Raw genomic sequence first — 19,941 nt, forward strand, 5'->3', positions numbered from 1 at the left:
AAATATAGAACTTTCAGAAATACAGAACCTTCAGATATAAAGAGCTGAAGGTCATCGAACACAGAATGATTGACAGGGTCAATAGATTGCTTTAACGCGTTGTGTGCAGGTTTTCTGTAATACCTAACCCATTACGCAACGCGAACTGAAGAAGGTCATTGTGGTTGTTCAAATCGAGTAATCCAAGCATTCTGTACTTATGCGATTCTATAGTTCGAGAGCTTAGATGGAGCTGTTCCGCACACTCTTTTGCACTTAGGCCTTGAGCAATAAGGGCCAACACTTTGGTCTGCTTCTTGGTGAGTAAGAGTAATTTGTCACTGTCATCTTCTAGCCGATTCTCATTTTGCTTTAATGTTCTGGCTAGCGTTGAGTGCTGCCAATAACAGAGCCAAAGCTCACAGACTAATTTTAAGCGCTGGATGTCTTCGAGAGCGAAAGTGGTATCGTTGTCGTGAAAGTTAGTAAAAGACAGTGCTCCCCAGCGTTGGTTAAAGAGTTGCAAAGGAATGATGCAGTGCCATCGGCCCCCTTCTTTGTATAACTGCTTTAATACGTAATTCTGAGTGTTCTCAAGGTCGTCTTTCGAAAACGCGAGATAAGTTTTTTTGGTCTTTAGCAGCTTTAGATAATCAAGATAGTTGCCACCAATGAGACTCTGTTTATTAACCGGAGGTATGTTCGCTTTCGATACTGAACAAGTCTTTCCGTCTTCCAGTAAGACCATTGAGTTAGGGTAGAGTGTTAAACGATCCATCCCAAACCAATCGAGTACGTCAAAGCTCGCTTCTGACCAAGTAGCTTGAAAACACTTAGGATCGCTATTGATGAGAGTCGTTGATTGCTTCATCAACAATTGTTCAAAATTTAGGTTAGTAGCCGACATACCTTTCCTCTATCAATATATTCATCAGGTTAATATCCCGAAGACTATGCGTTCGTAAAGCACAGTGCAAGATAAGATGTTTATATTTTCGAGAGGTTCTAATTTTCGTTTTTTTATAACTCTTTAATCTAAATGTTAGGATGATAAGCGGTAGATCTACTGCATTAATTGAACGGTGTTTTTTAATAAAATCGGGCATTTATACAACCGAGTAAACACTGTGATAAGTTTAAGGGCGTTACTGAGTATTTCAGTCTCGATACTGACTTTTTTTCATCCTACTGCAAGCGCGAACGCATCCCCAATGTTTGTCTATGCGCAGTCACCTATTCATTCAAATGTGCTTTCAACACAACTTCGTTCTGCTCAGCCCAAAAGGGTGGGGACTATTGAGTTCAAGTCCTCTTATACCCAAGCCAGTATATGGGCACACACGAGTGCGTATTCGCTCGACTATTATCAAAACCAGTCAAATATTGCGATTGAGTGGCAAGCATCTCCAATTTGGAAAACCGAGCTGGATTATCGAGTTGTGACTGCAAAAGATAATGGTTTAGACAGTTTTGTGATGGGTTTTCACGATCTGTTTGGTATTGGACAAAATGGCCGTGATGAAGTGGCTGAAGATCAGTTCACCATGGATTTTAATCATGCAGGGGTTCATGTGTCTGATTTTGAGGGGGATGATTTAACCAATGCGCTGACTTTTTACAATGAGCTTCTGTTGCATTCTAGAGGGCCGATGTCGCTCTCTGCTGGTGGCTCTTTATTTTACAACAACGTAAAAAGTGGCCGGTTTGCCAGAACTAGCTTCGAACAAGGCGTCCAACTTAACTACAGCTTTATCACCTTAAGGCATAACTTTTTTTCAACGGTAGGTTTGGTTCACCGTAACGGTGATGACTACTTAGTTAGTTTAAAGGGGTTCAGCGCAAGTTGGGCATTAGGGTATGAGTATATGTTTAATGCTCGGCACAGTTTGTTAGTTGAGTCTTTAAATTATCAAGGGTGGGCAACGGATGAACCAGATTTTTCAGAGCCGTCTAATGAAGTGGTGCTAGGTTATAGGTACCGATTCAATAGGTTTAGTTTAGAAGCCTTGATGACAGAGAATATTCGCAATATGGATAACAGCACTGATATTGGGTTTACGCTTGGGTTGCGCTTCTCAATATAAAAGTAATATCAATATATCATTATGTAATTAAATTCATCGCAACGATAAAATTCCAGTAGTTTTACGGTATATCCACAACACAAATTTTTGAACAATAGCGCTACTCCAAAAGGCCGGACTAACAAGGCCGAATCAATATATAGGTAGTGGTTATTATGAAAAAGACATTAGTAGCACTTGCGATTGCAAGCATTTCAAGTTCAGCTTTCGCGGTAAATACAAGCAGCCAAAACAGCCAAAATGAAGACATGTTCGCATTTGATTCAATGCATAAAGATCAATTCTCAGTATCTGGTGCTATGGGTGTTGGCGGTTACTACGACACTGGTTCTAAAGCATTCTACGATGACTGGGCTACAGGCCTAACACTTGCAGTAAACTACCGTAACAACCGTATTGTTGGTTACTTCGAAACAGACTTGATGGTGAACTACACAACAGACAATAACGTTTCAGCGAATGATTCAGTTAACTACAAGTGGACAAATGGCATCGATACTGGCCCTGCTGCTGATGTAGACAAAGCTTGGCTTGGTTTTGACACTGGTTTCGGTATCGCTTCATTCGGTTGGGAAAATGATACAGCACTAGATAAAGTTGACGGTGCTGGTGATAACACTTACGAGTTTGGCGCTTCTGCTGGTGATGCTTCTGACGGCTTCAATGTTGTTAAGTTCCAGGGTGCAACAAGCGGTATCGCTTACGGTATCTCTTACTTCGAAACGAAAGATTCTCGTAACAATGATAAGTTCGACAAAGGTGTGAACGGCTACATCGGTCTAGAGCAAGAAGTATTCAACCTATACGCAGGTTACGAAAACCGTGATTACGAAGCTAATTACGAAGTTTACACGGTAACTGGTAACGTAAAAATTGGTGATCTAACACTAGGTATGAACTCTTGGATTGATGACGCAGATTCTGAGAAAGACACGGGTTACTACGTTTCAGGTGGTTACGCGGTATCTGAAGACCTAACAATTGCAGCTGGTTACGCCTCTAACAGCAATGAATTTGATGGCCAAGCGGACGTAGATGCTTCTTACATCAACATCGCGGCAATGTACCGTATTGCAGACAACGCTGACATGGGTATTGATATCAAACAAGATATTGATGGTGCACGCATGGGTTCAACTAGCGCACAGTACGACGAAGAAACACACGTATTCGCAGCAGCTTACTACTACTTCTAAGCTCTTAATAGCTTTGAGAGCTTAAGAACTTTAAATCTGATTGCTATGGTGTGTCGCATGCTCGGTCGTTACACCATGTTCTCTTCGTTTTGCCGTTTAAGAATCCAACCGATATGTGGTTTGGCACTCAGTGTTATGAGTGGAATGATAATCTGGAGAATGTAATGGTTAAGAGCATTACTGCCAAGGGTGTTATTTACGGAAATGACACTCTGTTTACATGTAAACCGAATCGAAATGGATTATTTGAATTGGCGCGTAAACATGGAAGAGTTGCAGGTACTCGCCCGCAAGATCTCAAGAACAAGGTTTATGCTGAATCTCTTGATGAAGCTTGGAATTTACTCAAAACAGAAAAGTTTTATATTGTTTTGACAGGGCAGATATGTGGTATTCATAGGAAATCACTAAGAAGCCTTGATTCTGTCGACATTATTTTTGATGTTCAATCTCGTTTAAATTGTGTCACTGTGTAGGGTCGATGCTGTAAATAAAAAGGACGATTAAATATCGTCCTTTTTTTCGTTTGAGTTTTTTGGTTCAACCTTGATTACAGATGCTCAGCACCCGCTATCGGCCGTATTGCCCAACGATAAAGTGTTCAAACTCATCACACATCTGATGGTTTGACTTATCATTATTCGCCAACTCGGTTGTCCCATCAACGATTGATATCTTCGCATTCAAATCAGCGACGGGTGCTCGTTCTCTTGTCGACAGCTGTTTGATTTTTTGATCTTCAATAGCCCAAGCTTCTTCTGGCGATAAGTTGCACTCGTCAGCGAGGTACTTGGCATTAAAACCTTCCCCAGTCAGGCTTTCGATTGTCCCATTATGATTCACGCTATTTCCTTGGTGCCAATAGTGCTTAGCTAACAAAGGGCCGATCTCTGGGTTATCCGTTAAGTAGCCAAACTTATCGGTGAAATATGCACGAGTTTGATACACGGCCATATGAGCTAATAAGTAACCCTGATATGCGCATGAGGCTTCATCCGACAATAGATGTGGAATCGCCATCAATGGGCGAGGGCTACAAGCCAATCCAAGAATCGTTTTCTCACTGCTACGAGCAAGAGCAGTGATCTTTTCAGGTGTCAGATCTTCATCCGCCAATTCGTAAAGTGCTCGTTCGAAATAGGGAACAACAAGAATGCTTCGTTCTTGGTAGGCTCTGAACGGTTGTTTGTTATCTATGATGGCTTTGATTAGCTCATCAGGTACTGCTTGGCCTTCTGAATCCAGGGCATATTGTTTTAGCCAATCGGCGTCATTCAATAAGCTGTCACAGAACATGGATTGAGTTTCGGCATAAGCCATCGATGTTGGTGCAAATTCTTGAGAGAAACAAGGCGCATTCATTTTAACATTAGCGAAATGTGCAGCGTGGCCGCCCTCGTGAAACAGCGTATTGATACCATCATAACCGCTGCCGATTTGGTCGGGCTTGGCGTTGCTCGTGAAGTTGACCTGTGCAGCTACCCAAGTATCTTGATCGTAGAAAGAAGGAACTGGCCCATGACAGAAACCGTTTGGATACTTTCCTTTACGATCAAGCAAATCTAATTTCAATGTTGCTTGTGAGTATTCGATATTAAGACGACCAAAAGACTCAACCCAACGCCTTAGTGACTTTGAAAATGGAACATAAGGGTCTAAGTCATTCATGACGTCACCTGCAAAAGAGTAGGTGAAATTATGGGCTTCTAGAGCGCTCTGACCTTTTTTCTGAGTTAAGCTCTCTAGGCTTTGTTGATGGTTATCTCGCGTGCGAACTTCAAAGTCATCCAGAATTGTAAACAGTTGCTCTGTTGTCATCTGCTCGGTTTTAACGACGGAATAATCAAAAAAGGTTTTGAAACCCAGCGATTGAGCAAACTGGTTGCGTTTTTTGATGAGTTCAATGAAGCCGTTAGCCAGCAGCCACTGCTCTAAACCTAGTAGTGTTTGGTGAGCTGAAAGCCTAACTTTTTCATTACTATTGGTTCTTATTGTTGAACCTAGAACCGGTAACGACCCTTCAGTGTCGTCGCCCGCTTCATTCACGTAAGTCATTACATGATTCTGTTTTTTCTCAAACAGTTCAGCCTCAAACTTTATGAGTTCGGCTTTAAGCTTCTGTGACTGCTCAGACTCAATAGCGTGAGATCTAAAGGTCGCTAACCAACCATTCAAGCCTGTTAGCGTGCTCTCTTTTTCTTGAGGGTCTTGAATTTCTTCGATAGTAGCTAGCTGCGTTTCGATAGCAGCAATTTGCTCGGCAGAGCTAAGAAACTCAGTCCATTGGGTCTGCGCGAGTGTCGAGCCATCATGGTCGTCACTGATCCCCATATAAGTATCCCAAAAGAAGTCTTCTTTCGCTTTATGAGTCGCAAGATACTTTTGGTTCAATTGGTTGAGATAGTTCGTTGCAGTCATGGACGTTCCTTGTAAATTATTCATTAATTTCAACATTATGACACATTCATGGGGTGTATTGTGTGACGACAGATATAACAGAGTGCAACTCTTCTTAGTATCAAGTTTGTTAATCTTATCGTTGAGCAATATTTTTAGTTTTATAGATGTAAATCGAGCAGTTGTTTGTTGATTGGTCACGTATAATGCACGCTCCATACCGCGTGAAATAAGCACAAATAATGAGAACTCTTCCTAGCTTAATCCTACCTTTGTTATTGACTCTGAATACCCTTTCATTTTCTGCGCAGGCGAGTGAAAGCTGGTGGTTACGGACGGTATTCAATAGCAACCCAACTCAACCGAGTTCTCAAAACTATATTAACGATATCGATCTTATGGATTGTGGCGAAGTTGAAGGCACTCTGTTGTGCAGTGACCTCACTCAATATTACGATTTGGATGTTTATGTTGAACTGGAATTGGGTGACTCAAGCGTAGGTGTGGTTCGCTTTAACCTGCCATATTCGAACCTAAGTTACACAAAGCTTCAGGCGTACCTTCGCCAAGATGGCTTTACTCTTAGCTCAATTCGTATTGGCGAGGATGAGTTCGATGTGGTCGCTCAACTTGAACAAGCGAAACATGAGGGCGTTGGTTTTGATGAGGTAGATAAACAACTCGTCGAATTCATCAATGCGCCTCACGGTTCAGCAGAGCAACTGAGTGTATGGAATGTGCCTAGCTTATCTTCTTCTAGATCTGCTTCTCCTTGGATCCAGTTATACAGTGATGGTGACAACTTAACGGTTGAACTTAATCGTTTTTAATTGCTCAAATTTATAGATAGTTTCGTTATGTATTTGGCTAAACAAGCCTTTCAGGAGAACGGCTCACGGGCAGACAGCAAGTTATAATTTATTTAAGTGTTCGTTTTTCTGCGGCTCTCACATTTTTAATAAGCGTTTACCTTTGGCATTTGTTATACGTTGAGCCTTCGGTAAAACGCGCTTAGGATACGTTCAGTATTGATAAAGGAGACAACCCATGGTTGCAAGAGTAACGACAGCGCCACAAGGCCCAGAACTCTCTGAGTTGGTGCAAGGATACTGGCGTACAGCAGAATGGGGTATGACCCCACAACAACGCCTGACTTTCCTGAAGCAGCACATTGATCTTGGCATCACAACTGTTGATCACGCGGATATTTACGGTAACTACCAATGTGAAAAGTTGTTTGGTGAAGCATTAGCGCTTGAGCCAAGCCTTCGTGATGATATTCAAATCGTCACCAAGTGCGATATCAACTTGTGTGGAGACCACACTCCAGATCGTAAGATCAATCACTATGACACCAGCGCGCATCATATTTACCAGTCAGTAAATAACTCTCTAGAGCGTTTGGGTGTAACCGAACTTGATGTATTACTGATTCACCGCCCAGATGTACTGATGGATGCGGATGAATTAGCAGAAGCGTTCGCTGAACTACACAAGGTGGGTAAAGTGAAGCACTTCGGTGTCTCTAACTTTTCTCCGCGCCAGTTCGACTTATTGCAATCTCGACTCGGTAAGCCACTGGTGACAAACCAAGTTGAAATCAACCCATTGAACTTCGACGTGGCTCATGATGGCACGTTGGATCAACTGCAGATGAACCGTATTCGTCCTATGGCGTGGTCTTGTCTAGGCGGCGGTAGCATCTTCAGTGGTGATTCAGCACAAGCGATTCGCGTTCGTGATGAGCTAGAGGCGATTCGTCTAGAAGTGGGTGCAGACAGCATTGACCAAGTGATTTACGCTTGGGTTCGTCGTTTACCATCTAACCCAATTGCAATTATTGGCTCAGGTAAGATTGAACGAGTGAAGACGGCTGTTGATGCACTGAAAATAGAGCTGACTCGCGAGCAATGGTATCGCGTATGGGTTGCTTCTAAAGGTCACGGTGTGCCATAGGACGCGATTCAAAATAGAAGCAAAAGCCAGCTAACAAAGCTGGCTTTTTTGTGTTCGCCTAACCTATTTCTTCAAAACTGTGATTAAGGTGGAATAATTTTCAAAAACACTCATAATGCACTCTGTTTTTCACCAGTTGGATATTTCCATTGAGCACTTCAAAATTCTCTTCAATCGCCCTTAAACCTGAGCTTCTAAATACGTTAGATTCTCTTGGTTATACTGAAATGACGCCTATTCAAGCGTTAAGTCTTCCTACTATTCTGGATGGCAAGGATGTTATCGGTCAGGGTAAAACGGGTTCAGGTAAAACAGCTGCCTTTGGTTTAGGCGTGCTGCAAAACCTACGCGTTAAGCGTTTTCGTGTTCAATCTTTAGTGTTATGTCCGACTCGTGAGCTTGCAGACCAAGTAGCAAAAGAGATCCGTACTCTTGCTCGTGGCATTCACAATATTAAAGTGCTGACACTATGTGGCGGTATGCCAATGGGCCCACAAATTGGTTCATTAGAGCATGGCGCACACATTCTTGTGGGCACGCCTGGTCGTATCCTGGACCACCTAGAGAGAGAGCGTATTGACCTGTCTGAGTTGAACACACTTGTGTTAGATGAAGCCGATCGCATGCTGGAAATGGGTTTCCAAGATGCACTAGATGCTGTTATTGAAGCAGCACCAAAAGATCGTCAAACGTTATTGTTCAGTGCAACTTTCCCTAAACAGATCAAATCTGTTGCAGACCGCATCATGAATAACCCTGAAATGGTGAAGGTTGAATCAACGCACGATCACTCAAGCATCCAACAACATTTTTACAAGGTTGAAGGTACTGAAGCTCGTGATGACGCACTAGAGCTAATGCTTCTTCATCATCAACCAGAGTCAGCGGTTGTGTTCTGTAATACTAAGAAAGAAGTACAGAACGTAAATGATGAGCTAAGCCACCGTGGTTTCAGTGTTATCGAGCTTCACGGCGACATGGAACAGCGTGAACGTGACCAAGCTTTGGTTCAGTTCTCAAACAAAACCATCTCTATCTTGGTTGCAACAGATGTTGCCGCTCGTGGTCTTGATGTTGATAACCTAGATGCTGTGTTCAACTTTGAGTTGTCTCGCGATCCTGAAGTACACGTGCACCGCATCGGTCGTACTGGTCGAGCAGGAAGCAAAGGTGTCGCAATTAGCTTCTTTAGCGAAAAAGAGATGCACCGTGTTGCTCAAATTGATGAGTACATGGATATGCCAATCGAACCGTCTCAGTTGCCAGCTAAACCAATCGCTAAGCCGTACTACTCAAACATGGTAACCATCCAGATTGATGGTGGTAAGAAAGCGAAACTTCGCGCAGGCGATATCCTTGGTGCATTGACAGGCCAAGGCGGTATTGATGGTAAGTCAGTAGGTAAGATCAACTTGTTCGCGATGCGTGCTTACGTTGCTGTAGAAAGATCAATGGCTAAGAAAGCATTAGGTAAAATCGAATCAGGTAAAATGAAGGGTCGTCAATTCCGCGCCCGAATTCTGAAGTAATTCGAGATTGTCTCCCTTTACTGCTAAGTCATGCTAGTGATAATGCAGTAAAGGGTGTTCCACAGCCAGTAACGTATCAAACGTTTATTCATCAGGTCTGATCGAATAGAAATCGTTGATATGTCTTCCTTCGCTAAGATACCAAATCATCGCTTCCTGTCGATTATTAGCGGATATCGTAATTGTGGTTAGTCTTCCATCGTCAAAATAACAAAGCTCGTACTCTAACTCGCTTGTATAATGAGGAGTAGCGGCCATAGCTTACCTCCCAAATATTAATCATTTGAAAATAAATAAACCATTCGTTTATAGGTTTCGTTTACATCAAATGAGCAATAAAAATCAAGTTACATCACTGCCATTAATTATTTTTAGTTTAATCATTTGCCGAAATAGCTAGATTAGCAAGTCTGAGTCTCAATTTATCTCAAAGTTTTTACAGCCACTGCTTATTAAGGCTACTTTTATAAGAGCTAGAACGAGCGTTATAAGAACTAGAGCTAACCTTAAAAGGGTGAGTTAATGGATTGTGGATTTGCTGAATATCGTGAGAGGGTTAAATGAGAAAGTGTCGATGGTTAGTCTTATTAGTCTGTTTTGTATTCGCTGGTTGCGGGACTAAATTTGCCTACAACAATATAAGCTGGTTTGCGGTTAGCTATATTGAAGACTTTGTTTCTCTATCCAACAGTCAAGAATCAGAGCTCGAAGAGCGCCTCGACTTATTACAGCAATGGCACAAAGAAACCCAACTTCCGCTGTATATGTCGCAACTGCAAGCGATTCAAAACCTAGACCGTTCTGATATGAATTCTGCTTTTATCATTGATCAAAGTGAACAAACTAAAAATCATATCCGCTCGATCATTAATAAGTTCGCTCCAGATATTTACGCGTTAAGTATGCAGCTTACCCCAGAGCAAGATAACGAATTCTTAAAGAACTTTAGGGAAAAGCAGCAAGAGTATTACGAAGAAAGATTATCATTGAATGATGAAGATTCGAGAGAACGTTATCGAAGTCGAATTGAAGATCGGTTAGAGCGATGGCTCGGGTCGGTATCGAAAGAGCAAAAAACGATTATTTTGACGTGGTCTCAAGAGTGGGTAAATACTAACGACAGCTGGCGACAATATCAAAATAATACGTATCAAGACCTAACGACACTTATGCAGAAGAAGACCGATTTACATATTGCACAGCCAATTATTATGAAGCTACTTTTGAACAATGAAGATTATTATCCGCAAGAGCTAGAGTCTAAGCTTGATAAGAATATGCAGACATCAGCGAAATTCTTGGTGGATATCGCCGCAGTTAGCAGTGATAAACAATGGGCTTATTTTATGAGTGAATTAGCAAGCCTTAAAGGAACATTTGAATCACTGCAGGAGTAGAGTCTTCTTTCGTTCTAAAGGCTAGCTGTTATCCATGCGACTAGCCTTTCAATCACCCCTGAAGGGGAGAGAGTTTAGACATTTAACTTCTGTTGCTCATCAGAAGTTTTGGAATTGAACCTTTAGCGGTCTTAGATATTTTCTGCATCAGTTGAAAGCTCGGCTGTTGAATACCGTGGTTCTTTTGAAGCTCATCAATCATCAATAACCATAACCGTGCTGTCATTTCTGAATCGGCTAACGCTCTGTGGAAAGTACCGTCGTTGTCGATATTTTTAAAACGCACAAGGTCGCCTAGCTTATGAGTCGGTGCGTCTTGGATGAGACGACGAGCAATCAACATTGAGCAAGCGAACTTGCCTGTGTAGTCCCGGCTAATAAAGTCTAATTCCGCATCGAGAAAGCGCTTATCAAACGACGCATTGTGAGCAACAAGTTGGCTGCCTTGGATAAAGTCTGCAAACTCATCCATTACTTCACTGCAACTGGCCGCTGTGCTTAACATGCGGTTACTGATCCCGGTATAGCTTTCAATGAATCCACTAACGCGAAACCCTGGATTCATGAGCTGCTGGAAGGTGTCGACGACTTCGCCGTTAACGAGTTTAACCGCACCGATTTCAATCGCTCGGTCACCCATGTTTGGCGACAAGCCTGTGGTTTCGAAATCGAGAACGATAACGGAGTCTGCGGAGTTTGGAGCCATCGTGTTTCCTAATACTATTCGGTTGTATCGCTTTATATGAGGAGCTTAGTGTTGCTATGGGGCGATCTATTGCGTGTTGTTGTTCTATTGCGTGTTGCTGCTGACTGTGAGCTCAGTGTAACCTGTAGAATCGTCATGCTCTCTGTTGAAGGTCAAAGTATCGTAGCGGTGAATAATCAGTTCAGCGGTGGTTGCGATAATCGTCTCTTCAAGCAAATGCCCACCAATCACATTTCCATTTTCATCAGCAACGGATATATGAACATGCTGGTGGTTTGGGGTTAGCGTCGCCATAAGTGACACAATTTCGAACGGAGCTTTGATTAGCTTGGTGTTGTTTGCATTAGCCAGACGAATATTGAGTTGAGAAACACATCCGACACACGACGCGACAGAGCCCGCGGAGATATTGTGCGCTGTCACAAGCTTTTGGAGTTCAAGTTTTAGATCTTGGCCTCGGATTAATCTCGTTGCGATAGGAGTGATCATCTTAGTTCCTCAACTTTATATGTATTTCAAAGAACAAAACGAAGCCACATAGGACTTCGTTTCATTTTGGCTAACGCGACTTTTACATTTTCTGTCGCTGAAATTACTTAGTCTTGTTGCTGTTCTCTTTTCTTCTTAGGAACGAAGTTCAATACTGAAATTGGGACTTCTTTGCGTGGTTCGAAACCTTCAACAACGCGACGCTCAATCAAGTGACCAAGACGTTTTTCGATAATGCACAGGTTCTTGAAGTTGTCTTTCGATAGGAAAGAGATTGCTTCACCAGACGCCTCAGCACGGCCTGTACGACCAATACGGTGTACATAGTCATCCGCTGGGAATGGGATGTCGTAGTTGACTACGCGGCTTAGGTTATCGATATCGATACCACGAGCAGCAACACCCGTTGCAACTAGATATTTTAGACGACCTTTCTTAAAGTCAGCCAGAATCTTTTCACGAATCGCTTGGCTACGCCCACTGTGGAAAGCTTCAGCTTGGATGCCACGCTTTTCAAGTTGGGCAACTAACTTAGCCGCGCCGTGTTTGGTCTCGATAAAGATAAGCGCTTGGTCCCATTCACCGTCAGTGATCATGTGGCTTAATAGCGCAGATTTGCGGTCTTTATCGACGGTTACCAACCATTGCTCAATGTTCGCTTTAGAAGCGTCAGTTTTGGCAATTGAAATCTCTTCCGCTTCACTGATTGCGCTTTTCGCTAGCGCACGAACTGGCGTTGATAGCGTTGCTGAGAACAAGAGGTTTTGAATGTTTTGTGGCAAACGCGCGATGATCTTGTTGATGTCTTCGATGAAACCCATGTCTAGCATGCGGTCAGCTTCATCAAGAACCAGTACTTCAACTTCATCAAAATGAACGGCACGTTGTCCGTACATATCGATTAAACGACCTGGAGTTGCCACAAGAATATCGACACCTTCGATCAAGCGGTCTTTCTGGTGTTGGTAAGACACGCCACCGTACATCGCTAGTGATGTTAGGTTTAGGAACTTCGCGTATTTAGTAATGTTCTGTTCAACCTGAATCGCAAGCTCACGAGTTGGTGTCAGAATAACAGCGCGAATACGTTTTTTACGTTGTGTTTCACCTTTACTTAGCATTTCTAAGATAGGGAGAACAAAGCTCGCAGTTTTACCTGTACCTGTTTGTGCAGCAGCAATTAGGTTCTTACCAGAAAGCACAATCGGAATTGCTTTTTCTTGAATAGAGGTTGGCTTTTCATAGCCTTGTTTTGCAACGGCTTTAACAATAGGTGAGCTTAATCCAAGCTTGGAAAATGGCATAAGTTTCTCGGTATGATTTGGCTAAATAGCGATGGAAAGGTTCAACAATCTTATACAAGGATAAGATTAATGGCGGCATTCTACCATGTTGCTTGTGTACCGCTAGTAACATAGACACTTTAGTTGGATAATACTGGCTCAATAAGACGACGATAAGACAGGGATGTATGGAAATTACGCCGAATGAACGCGATGCAGTATATAAAACGATTTTCTCTCGCCGAGATGTTCGTGGACAGTTTCTTCCAGAAGAGATCCCTGAAGATGTGTTGATGCGTGTGTTAACCGCTGCGCACCATGCTCCCAGTGTTGGATTTATGCAGCCTTGGGACTTTGTCGTTGTCCGTGATATCGAAACCAAACAACAAATCAAAGCCGGTTTTAATCAGGCTCATGCAGAATCCGCGGAAATGTTCGCCGATGAAAAGCAGGCGATGTATAAGCGCCTAAAACTAGAAGGCATCGTCGAATCACCTATCGGTATCTGCGTGACTTGTGACCGTAATCGAACCGGAAAGGTCGTGCTAGGTCGAACCATCAAACAAGAGATGGATCTGTACAGCACCGTGTGTGCGGTTCAAAACCTATGGCTCGCAGCAAGAGCCGAAAACCTCGGATTAGGGTGGGTGAGTATCCTGCATGACTCAACACTGCGAGACGCATTAGATATCCCAGAAAACATCGATATTGTGGCGTACTTATGCATCGGCTACGTTGACCACTTCAAAGATAAACCCGAACTCGAAACCATGGGCTGGTTACCAAGAAGAGACGTCAATTCAGCGATTCATGAAGGGAAGTGGAACCCTAAGCAGTTAGAGATAGATGGAAAGTAATTACTTCATCAAACTTGCTGATATCTTTTTTAGACATAAAATTGCGTTACCAAGCGATCATCGATCTGGACTCAAGTGATTTCCACGATGTCGGTAACGGATTCTCGCAGCGTAGTGGGGGATCGCTGGCCTTGGTTGAGTGCTTACAAGGCAAACCTATACCAAGTCACCCTGATTGAAGCCAACACACTAATGGAAACATGGCGAGGCCGATACCTAGACAAAGCACTAGAGGCCTTGGTGGTAACAGAGGCAACTCATCTGTTCGGCCAAGTTTGCCCTGAATGTAATGGCAGCGGTAAATACATTGCCAAGAACCGAGCAAGCAGAACCTGTCCATGCTGCGATGGTGGCCGTATAGGCTGGACACAAGAAACCCGCTTTGCTTACTTCTGCCAAACCTTACCGGTTACCTTCTCACGCTTTAAGAAGTACTAGTCTATTTCAGGTAAGTTGGTTAAACGCTTGGTGGATAAGCGCAGTGTAGCCGCTTTGGCGTTGCAGGGAAGGTATGAGCAAGAGAAAGTAGTTCAAGAGGGAGAATTGAATATGTTAATATCAGTTAATACAGTTACTTATTAACATTTATTTCTAAGGGCGGCTAAGTGGACGGAAAAGATCAATTGAATCAAACTATGAACTTTAAAAACTGCTTAGGGGTTTTTCAGGGAGGGGGTTGTAAAGCACTTGCATTCGTAGGTGCTTACAAAGAAGTGAAAAGAAGAGGGGTTAATTTCTCTGAAGTTGCGGGCACCTCTGCTGGTTCGATTTTTGCCGCGTTGATCGCAGCTGGAGCGACTCCAGATTATTTAGAAAACTTACTATTCAATGTAGATTTTAAAAGCTTTAAAGCTCCTGCAGATAAAGGTATATCTAGCAAGTTTGGATTTAAGGGGTTTGAAAAAAGGAGGAAGGCTGCAAGTATCTTTACTGGGAATGATAGTGATTTACAGAAGATACTGAATATTCTAGATAACCTGGGCTTGTATTCTTCAGAGGAACTAGAAGTGTGGTTACGGAAAGAACTGCAAAAGCTATTGAACATTAATGACCGAGATGTCTGTTTTAATGACCTTAAGCTTCCATTACATGTTATCGCCACGGATATAAATAAACAACAACAGATAATCTGGAATAATAGTATCAGTGGTGGAGGAGAGTCAGTTGCAAAAGCTGTAAGGTCATCTTGTACAATTCCTTTGTACTTTCAGCCTGTTGATATGAGCTATCTTGACGGTGGTTTAGTTAGTAATCTTCCATCTTTCACTCTCAATGATGGAGAAAGGCACTTTGAAAAAATATTGTGTTTTACATTAAGCGGTAAAGTTGAACCAATAAAGTGTTTTAAATCTTATTTTCAGAGCGTAGCGAGTGCTGTTATAGATGGTGCAATTAACATTCAAGAAATGCTGCAAAACAATACATACAACATTGTAATTAAAGATTTGGATGTTAGTACGACAGATTTTGAACTAATTAATGATGACTTGATTGTTGATACCATTTCTAAAGGGGTAAAAGCTGCAGAAGATTTTTTCAATAATGAAATGGAAGAAATTAGTAAGTCAGAAGTTAAGGATGACAAAAAATTAACTCGCGATCATATAATGAACTCAGTTGTCATGGAAAATGTTGGTTTTTATAATAAAGTATATTTGTGTTTTGATAATACGAAACTTATTTATAGCTTATTCCCGACGATTCTTGGTTGGCTAGTAGAAGGTATGAAAATAACTTTTATAACAAAAAAGATGTCAAAGATGGAAGACAAGGATGCAGAGCATGAAAAATACCGTCGGTTTCTAATTAATAGGTTTGGAATTAATTTAATCGAAAGAGAATCTGTTCCCTTCAATGCTTTTTTGTTTAAAGGCGAGAAAAACAAAGCGATTTGTTTATATAAAGGCGATGACCTTAAAAGGAATATCGGTAATGGTGCTATTTATGACGGAACTCGTGACTTGTATGTGAACGAAGCGTTGTTCAATGAGCTTGGTATTCCTGAAAATGAAAATCAGGTTCATGACGAAATAGAACGTAACAGGAAAATATTTTCTATTGAAAAGAAATCTAGTGAAAATCATATTGATAAATTGAAAAGTGTAGGTCATTATCAAAACGGAAGAATTACTTTTGAAGAAAAGGTGATTAATTTGGATGATATGAAGTTGATGACGAAATATGTTGAGTCATATAAATACAACCAAATTGATAAGTTTAATGTCTTACTTGGTAAATATAATCTGGATTTATTTGAACCTAGTGTTATTAAGTTTTCTGATGGTGTTGAATTTTTAATAACGCCCATTGTTTTGGAAAGGCATGGTGGTAATCACATAGTAATTAAAGGTAATAGTCGATTAAGCTATTTATTTAGAGAGATTAAAGAAACGTCATCTTTTAAAGCAATTGTTGCAAGTGGTGTTACAACACCTCTACCATCGATAGGAAGAAATTACCCTATTGGTGATATGATTGTCACTACTAAATTTAAGAAAGGTGAAACACGATACGAAAACTGGATATATGATAACTTTCGTGATATCGAAGCCTGTGTAAGAAATCCCAAATCATTTGAGGAACTATAAATGAGAAACGTTAAATGTTACTTAGAAATCATAAATAGGAATCCGAAAATAGATGTGCTTAGGGTTTTTAGATTTTCTTCTAATAATAAAGTTCAAGATAGAGAGCGAAATTCCAGCAATAGAAATATGGGTATTATTAATAGGGCTCTTTATGAAAAAGAAAGGAAAGGTTCGAGTTTTTGGGAGTCTTTGTTTTCTCTAGCTGAGGGTGGTGAAGTATTAGATAAGTGTTTTATGAAAAATGCACTTTTCCACAATAAAAATGAAACTTATACACATTTGACAAAAGTTGATTTTTTGAATTTTATTTCTTCTGATATACATGAAGATGTTGCAATTAACTCGAAAGTTATACTTAGTGATGGGTCTGAGCGTCATATACCAATGCTTGACTTTAAAATTAAATCAAATAATCAGAATTTAAAAGTTGTTAAAGATGTCTTGCATATTTTGGGTTTGAAAGGTTATATATTTGATAGCGGTAAATCTTACCATTTTGTCGGCTATAACTTGATTACAGAAAGTGAGTTATTAGACTTGTTAGCGTATTTTATATTATTGCAGCCAATCTCTGATAAGGCTTGGGCGACTCATCAAATACTGGAACGTTCGGCATCGTTACGTTTATCAAAAAAGTATGGACAATACCCAGAACTAATTGAATGTATAAATTGACAAATATTATTGTTTGACGCACGATTACCACATTAGAAAACCTCGCCTAACCAGCGGGGTTTTTTCGTTTCTACTGTTTTTAACTGACAAAGCACCCGCCTTCATGTGAAGGCTGGGTGCTTTTTTGTGGGCGCTATATGCAAGATAAACTCAGTTCATTCTCTTCATATCTCACTAGTGGCTTACTAGCTCTTACCGGGGCATTCAGTATCCAAGACTGGGCAGCGGTGATTGGTGTGGTGATGGTATTTGTCACTTACTTCACCAACCGCGGCATTATACTCAGACGATAACGTCTAAAGATTCTCAAGGTAACTGGACTAGAGGTTATTATTACCAGAATGGGACAAGTCTGTTTGAGTGTTCAAATGATGGTGTGAACTGGTCAAAAAACACTTGTAAGTACAGCCCGTCGATACCGAGTAAATCTAGATAATCCGTATGCAATAAAAAATCCAGTGTCTACAAGGCACTGGATTTTTAGTTTTGGCTGACCGATATTTAGCTTTGGTTTATCGAAAGAGTCTAAGCGATCTCAATCTTCTCAGCTTGGTTCTGTTCTACCATAGACAGTGCCAGCGCTTCCGCCGCTTTAATACCATCGATACCAGCAGACAGGATACCGCCTGCGTAGCCTGCACCTTCACCTGCCGGGAAGAAGCCCTTAAGGTTGATACTTTGGAAGTCTTTGCCACGTTTGATGCATACAGGAGAAGACGTACGAGTTTCAACACCGGTTAGTAGGCCGTCTGGTGTAGAGAAACCTTTGATCTTCTTCTCGAACGCCGGGATTGCTTCACGAATCGCTTCGATAGCAAAATCAGGCAGCGCTTTTGAAATATCAGTCAGGTGGATACCCGGCGTGAATGACGGTTGTACTTCACCGATTGCACTTGGATCGCGACCTTTCAAGAAGTCACCGATTTTCTGAGCGGGTGCATCGTAGTTTTCACCACCAAGAACATAAGCGCCGCTTTCTAGTTCACGCTGTAAACGAATACCAGCCAATGCATCACCTGGGTAATCACGTTCTGGGTCGATACCTACAACGATTGCACTATTTGCGTTACGTTCTGCGCGAGAGTATTGGCTCATGCCGTTCGTTACTACGCGGCCTTCTTCAGACGTTGCAGCAACCACAGTACCACCTGGGCACATACAGAAGCTGTATACAGTGCGGCCATTCTTACAGTGGTGAACGAGTTTGTAGTCCGCAGCACCTAGGATTGGGTTGCCTGCGTTCTTACCGAAACGAGCTTCATCAATCATCGATTGCTTGTGTTCGATACGGAAACCAACAGAGAAAGGCTTCGCTTCCATGTAAACGCCACGCTCGTACAGCATTTCAAACGTGTCACGAGCACTGTGGCCAACAGCCAATACCACGTGACGAGATTTGATCTCTTCACCGTTAGAAAGCGTTAGACCTGTGATTTGACCATCTTCCATATGAACGTCGTCAACACGAGTGCTGAAACGTATTTCACCGCCGAGTTCAATGATAGAAGCGCGCATCTTTTCGATCATGGTAACCAGTTTAAAGGTACCGATGTGTGGCTTACTTACGTATAGAATTTCTTCTGGTGCACCCGCAGCAACGAACTCTTCGATTACCTTACGGCCGTAGTGCTTTGGATCTTTAACTTGGCTGTATAGCTTACCGTCAGAGAAGGTACCTGCTCCACCTTCACCAAACTGCACATTTGATTCAGTGTTCAGTGTGCGCTTACGCCAGAAACCAAAAGTATCTTTCGTACGTTCACGAACTTCTTTACCACGCTCAACGATGATTGGGTTGAAGCCCATTTGAGCAAGCACTAGGCCAGCGAATAGACCACATGGGCCAAAACCGATAACCACAGGGCGCTCAGTTTGGTTCTCAACCGCTTTAGCAACAAACTTGTACTCCATGTCAGGAGTCACTTTTACATGCGGGTCGCTAATGAATTGCTCTAACAACTCAGCTTCGTTTTCAACGAGAACATCAAGCGTGTAGATAAGTAAGATTTTTGATTTCTTACGAGCATCGTAGCCACGTTTAAAGATATTAAAAGAAAGTACCTGATCAGAATTAATGCCAAGCTTCGCTTCAATAGCGTCTTGAATGGCTGATTCTTCGTGGTCTAGAGGGAGTTTAATTTCGGTTAAACGTATCATTTCGATGTCTCGTCTTTATAGGTGTCTTAGCTAGACCGCTTCTAAACGCAGAGTTTGATGAAAACGCTGATGTTGAAAGAAGCGATAAGCTCACAATGGCGCGCATTTTACGAGAAATTGATTTATCTGTCATACTAATTTGGAAACATGGAGCAAATAGACACGATATTAGAGCCGTATGATGTTGAATTTTGCCTTGGGATGAGTATTATCCTCCATTCTTCAATTTTGACTAACTTATAGAGCAGAGCATCATGGCATTTGTCGTAGGCGATAACTGTATTCAATGTAAATACACAGACTGTGTGGCGGTATGCCCCGCAGATGCGTTCCATGAAGGCCCGAATTTCATGGTAATCAACCCAATCGAATGCATTGATTGTGGTTTATGTGTACCTGAATGCGATGCTCAAGCGATCTTCCAAGAAGATGATCTGCCAGAAGATCAAAAGATCTTTATTGAAGTGAATGCCGAGCTTGCCGAAATCTGGCCGGTACAAACTGAAGTTAAAGCACCGATGGATGAAGCTGAAAAGTGGAATGGTGTCGCTGATAAGTTGGCAATGCTAGAAAAGTAATTGTTGAAAAGAACTCAAATAAAAAGGCGTACTGATTTAATCAATACGCCTTTTTTAATATCTGAGCAGT

20 protein-coding genes are annotated in these 19,941 nt (G+C 41.8%); 13 read left to right on the top strand and 7 right to left on the bottom strand.

The genetic code is table 11. The features are described 5' to 3' along the window. Nucleotides 1-91 precede the first annotated feature (91 nt). Complete coding sequence (locus AB4589_RS18530; protein WP_371703129.1) at nt 92-886, bottom strand: response regulator transcription factor; 795 nt, start codon at nt 884-886, stop codon at nt 92-94. Nucleotides 887-1,190: 304 nt separating this feature from the next. Between AB4589_RS18530 and AB4589_RS18535 the strand changes: the two genes are divergently transcribed. The 3 genes from AB4589_RS18535 (at nt 1,191) to AB4589_RS18545 (ending at nt 3,735) form a co-directional block, all read left to right on the top strand. Next, the gene (locus tag AB4589_RS18535) at nt 1,191-2,063 is read left to right on the top strand and encodes a DUF3187 family protein (protein ID WP_372101433.1); all 873 of its coding nucleotides are present in this window, start codon (nt 1,191-1,193) and stop codon (nt 2,061-2,063) included. Between the two features lie 155 nt (nt 2,064-2,218). Beyond that, complete coding sequence (locus tag AB4589_RS18540) at nt 2,219-3,259, top strand: porin (RefSeq protein WP_372101435.1); 1,041 nt, start codon at nt 2,219-2,221, stop codon at nt 3,257-3,259. A gap of 164 nt (nt 3,260-3,423) precedes the next feature. Further along, on the top strand, nt 3,424-3,735 hold the full coding sequence (locus tag AB4589_RS18545; RefSeq protein ID WP_029222827.1) for a hypothetical protein: 312 nt from the start codon (nt 3,424-3,426) through the stop codon (nt 3,733-3,735). A gap of 94 nt (nt 3,736-3,829) precedes the next feature. On the opposite strand, the gene AB4589_RS18550 is transcribed toward AB4589_RS18545, so the two are convergent. Beyond that, nucleotides 3,830-5,677: a M3 family metallopeptidase gene (locus tag AB4589_RS18550; protein WP_372101436.1), complete on the bottom strand. Its 1,848-nt coding sequence runs from the start codon at nt 5,675-5,677 to the stop codon at nt 3,830-3,832. Between the two features lie 221 nt (nt 5,678-5,898). Between AB4589_RS18550 and AB4589_RS18555 the strand changes: the two genes are divergently transcribed. The 3 genes from AB4589_RS18555 to dbpA all read left to right on the top strand — a co-directional run bounded on the left by AB4589_RS18555 (nt 5,899) and on the right by dbpA (nt 9,141). Further along, complete coding sequence (locus AB4589_RS18555; RefSeq protein WP_372101438.1) at nt 5,899-6,486, top strand: hypothetical protein; 588 nt, start codon at nt 5,899-5,901, stop codon at nt 6,484-6,486. A gap of 217 nt (nt 6,487-6,703) precedes the next feature. Next, nucleotides 6,704-7,612: an aldo/keto reductase family oxidoreductase gene (locus AB4589_RS18560; protein ID WP_076648769.1), complete on the top strand. Its 909-nt coding sequence runs from the start codon at nt 6,704-6,706 to the stop codon at nt 7,610-7,612. 149 nt (nt 7,613-7,761) lie between these two features. After that, the gene (gene dbpA, locus AB4589_RS18565; protein ID WP_004731781.1) at nt 7,762-9,141 is read left to right on the top strand and encodes an ATP-dependent RNA helicase DbpA; all 1,380 of its coding nucleotides are present in this window, start codon (nt 7,762-7,764) and stop codon (nt 9,139-9,141) included. Between the two features lie 84 nt (nt 9,142-9,225). Here dbpA and AB4589_RS18570 read toward each other — a convergent pair whose 3' ends face one another. Then, the gene (locus AB4589_RS18570; RefSeq protein WP_017087326.1) at nt 9,226-9,399 is read right to left on the bottom strand and encodes a hypothetical protein; all 174 of its coding nucleotides are present in this window, start codon (nt 9,397-9,399) and stop codon (nt 9,226-9,228) included. 302 nt (nt 9,400-9,701) lie between these two features. On the opposite strand from AB4589_RS18570, the gene AB4589_RS18575 reads away from it, so the two are divergent. After that, nucleotides 9,702-10,538: a DUF6279 family lipoprotein gene (locus AB4589_RS18575; protein ID WP_372101439.1), complete on the top strand. Its 837-nt coding sequence runs from the start codon at nt 9,702-9,704 to the stop codon at nt 10,536-10,538. 82 nt (nt 10,539-10,620) lie between these two features. Here AB4589_RS18575 and AB4589_RS18580 read toward each other — a convergent pair whose 3' ends face one another. The 3 genes from AB4589_RS18580 to AB4589_RS18590 form a co-directional block, all read right to left on the bottom strand. Continuing rightward, nucleotides 10,621-11,244 carry a PolC-type DNA polymerase III gene (locus tag AB4589_RS18580; RefSeq protein ID WP_372101441.1) on the bottom strand — a complete coding sequence of 208 codons (624 nt, stop codon included), beginning with the start codon at nt 11,242-11,244 and terminating at the stop codon, nt 10,621-10,623. A gap of 84 nt (nt 11,245-11,328) precedes the next feature. Further along, complete coding sequence (locus AB4589_RS18585) at nt 11,329-11,733, bottom strand: PPC domain-containing DNA-binding protein (RefSeq protein ID WP_372101443.1); 405 nt, start codon at nt 11,731-11,733, stop codon at nt 11,329-11,331. Nucleotides 11,734-11,840: 107 nt separating this feature from the next. Beyond that, the gene (locus AB4589_RS18590) at nt 11,841-13,037 is read right to left on the bottom strand and encodes a DEAD/DEAH box helicase (RefSeq protein WP_372101445.1); all 1,197 of its coding nucleotides are present in this window, start codon (nt 13,035-13,037) and stop codon (nt 11,841-11,843) included. 167 nt (nt 13,038-13,204) lie between these two features. On the opposite strand from AB4589_RS18590, the gene bluB reads away from it, so the two are divergent. The 5 genes from bluB to AB4589_RS18615 all read left to right on the top strand — a co-directional run bounded on the left by bluB (nt 13,205) and on the right by AB4589_RS18615 (nt 17,429). Beyond that, nucleotides 13,205-13,873: a 5,6-dimethylbenzimidazole synthase gene (gene bluB, locus AB4589_RS18595; RefSeq protein WP_371710773.1), complete on the top strand. Its 669-nt coding sequence runs from the start codon at nt 13,205-13,207 to the stop codon at nt 13,871-13,873. 87 nt (nt 13,874-13,960) lie between these two features. Continuing rightward, on the top strand, nt 13,961-14,311 hold the full coding sequence (locus AB4589_RS18600; protein WP_372101448.1) for a hypothetical protein: 351 nt from the start codon (nt 13,961-13,963) through the stop codon (nt 14,309-14,311). Between the two features lie 167 nt (nt 14,312-14,478). After that, nucleotides 14,479-16,461 carry a patatin-like phospholipase family protein gene (locus AB4589_RS18605; RefSeq protein WP_372101450.1) on the top strand — a complete coding sequence of 661 codons (1,983 nt, stop codon included), beginning with the start codon at nt 14,479-14,481 and terminating at the stop codon, nt 16,459-16,461. Beyond that, nucleotides 16,462-17,136 carry a hypothetical protein gene (locus AB4589_RS18610; protein WP_371710776.1) on the top strand — a complete coding sequence of 225 codons (675 nt, stop codon included), beginning with the start codon at nt 16,462-16,464 and terminating at the stop codon, nt 17,134-17,136. A gap of 137 nt (nt 17,137-17,273) precedes the next feature. Then, nucleotides 17,274-17,429 (top strand): HP1 family phage holin, encoded by a 156-nt coding sequence (locus AB4589_RS18615; RefSeq protein ID WP_371710805.1) that lies wholly within the window; start codon nt 17,274-17,276, stop codon nt 17,427-17,429. A gap of 232 nt (nt 17,430-17,661) precedes the next feature. Here AB4589_RS18615 and AB4589_RS18620 read toward each other — a convergent pair whose 3' ends face one another. Continuing rightward, nucleotides 17,662-19,293 carry an NAD(P)/FAD-dependent oxidoreductase gene (locus tag AB4589_RS18620; RefSeq protein ID WP_372101452.1) on the bottom strand — a complete coding sequence of 544 codons (1,632 nt, stop codon included), beginning with the start codon at nt 19,291-19,293 and terminating at the stop codon, nt 17,662-17,664. A gap of 254 nt (nt 19,294-19,547) precedes the next feature. Here AB4589_RS18620 and fdxA point away from each other — a divergent pair, with 254 nt between their 5' ends. Next, nucleotides 19,548-19,871, top strand: coding sequence for a ferredoxin FdxA (fdxA, locus tag AB4589_RS18625; RefSeq protein ID WP_009844780.1), 324 nt, complete (start codon nt 19,548-19,550; stop codon nt 19,869-19,871). The last annotated feature ends 70 nt before the right edge of the window (nt 19,872-19,941 follow it).

This window comes from Vibrio sp. 10N.222.49.A3, assembly GCF_041475145.1.
GTDB classification, from domain to species: Bacteria; Pseudomonadota; Gammaproteobacteria; order Enterobacterales; family Vibrionaceae; genus Vibrio; species Vibrio tasmaniensis_A.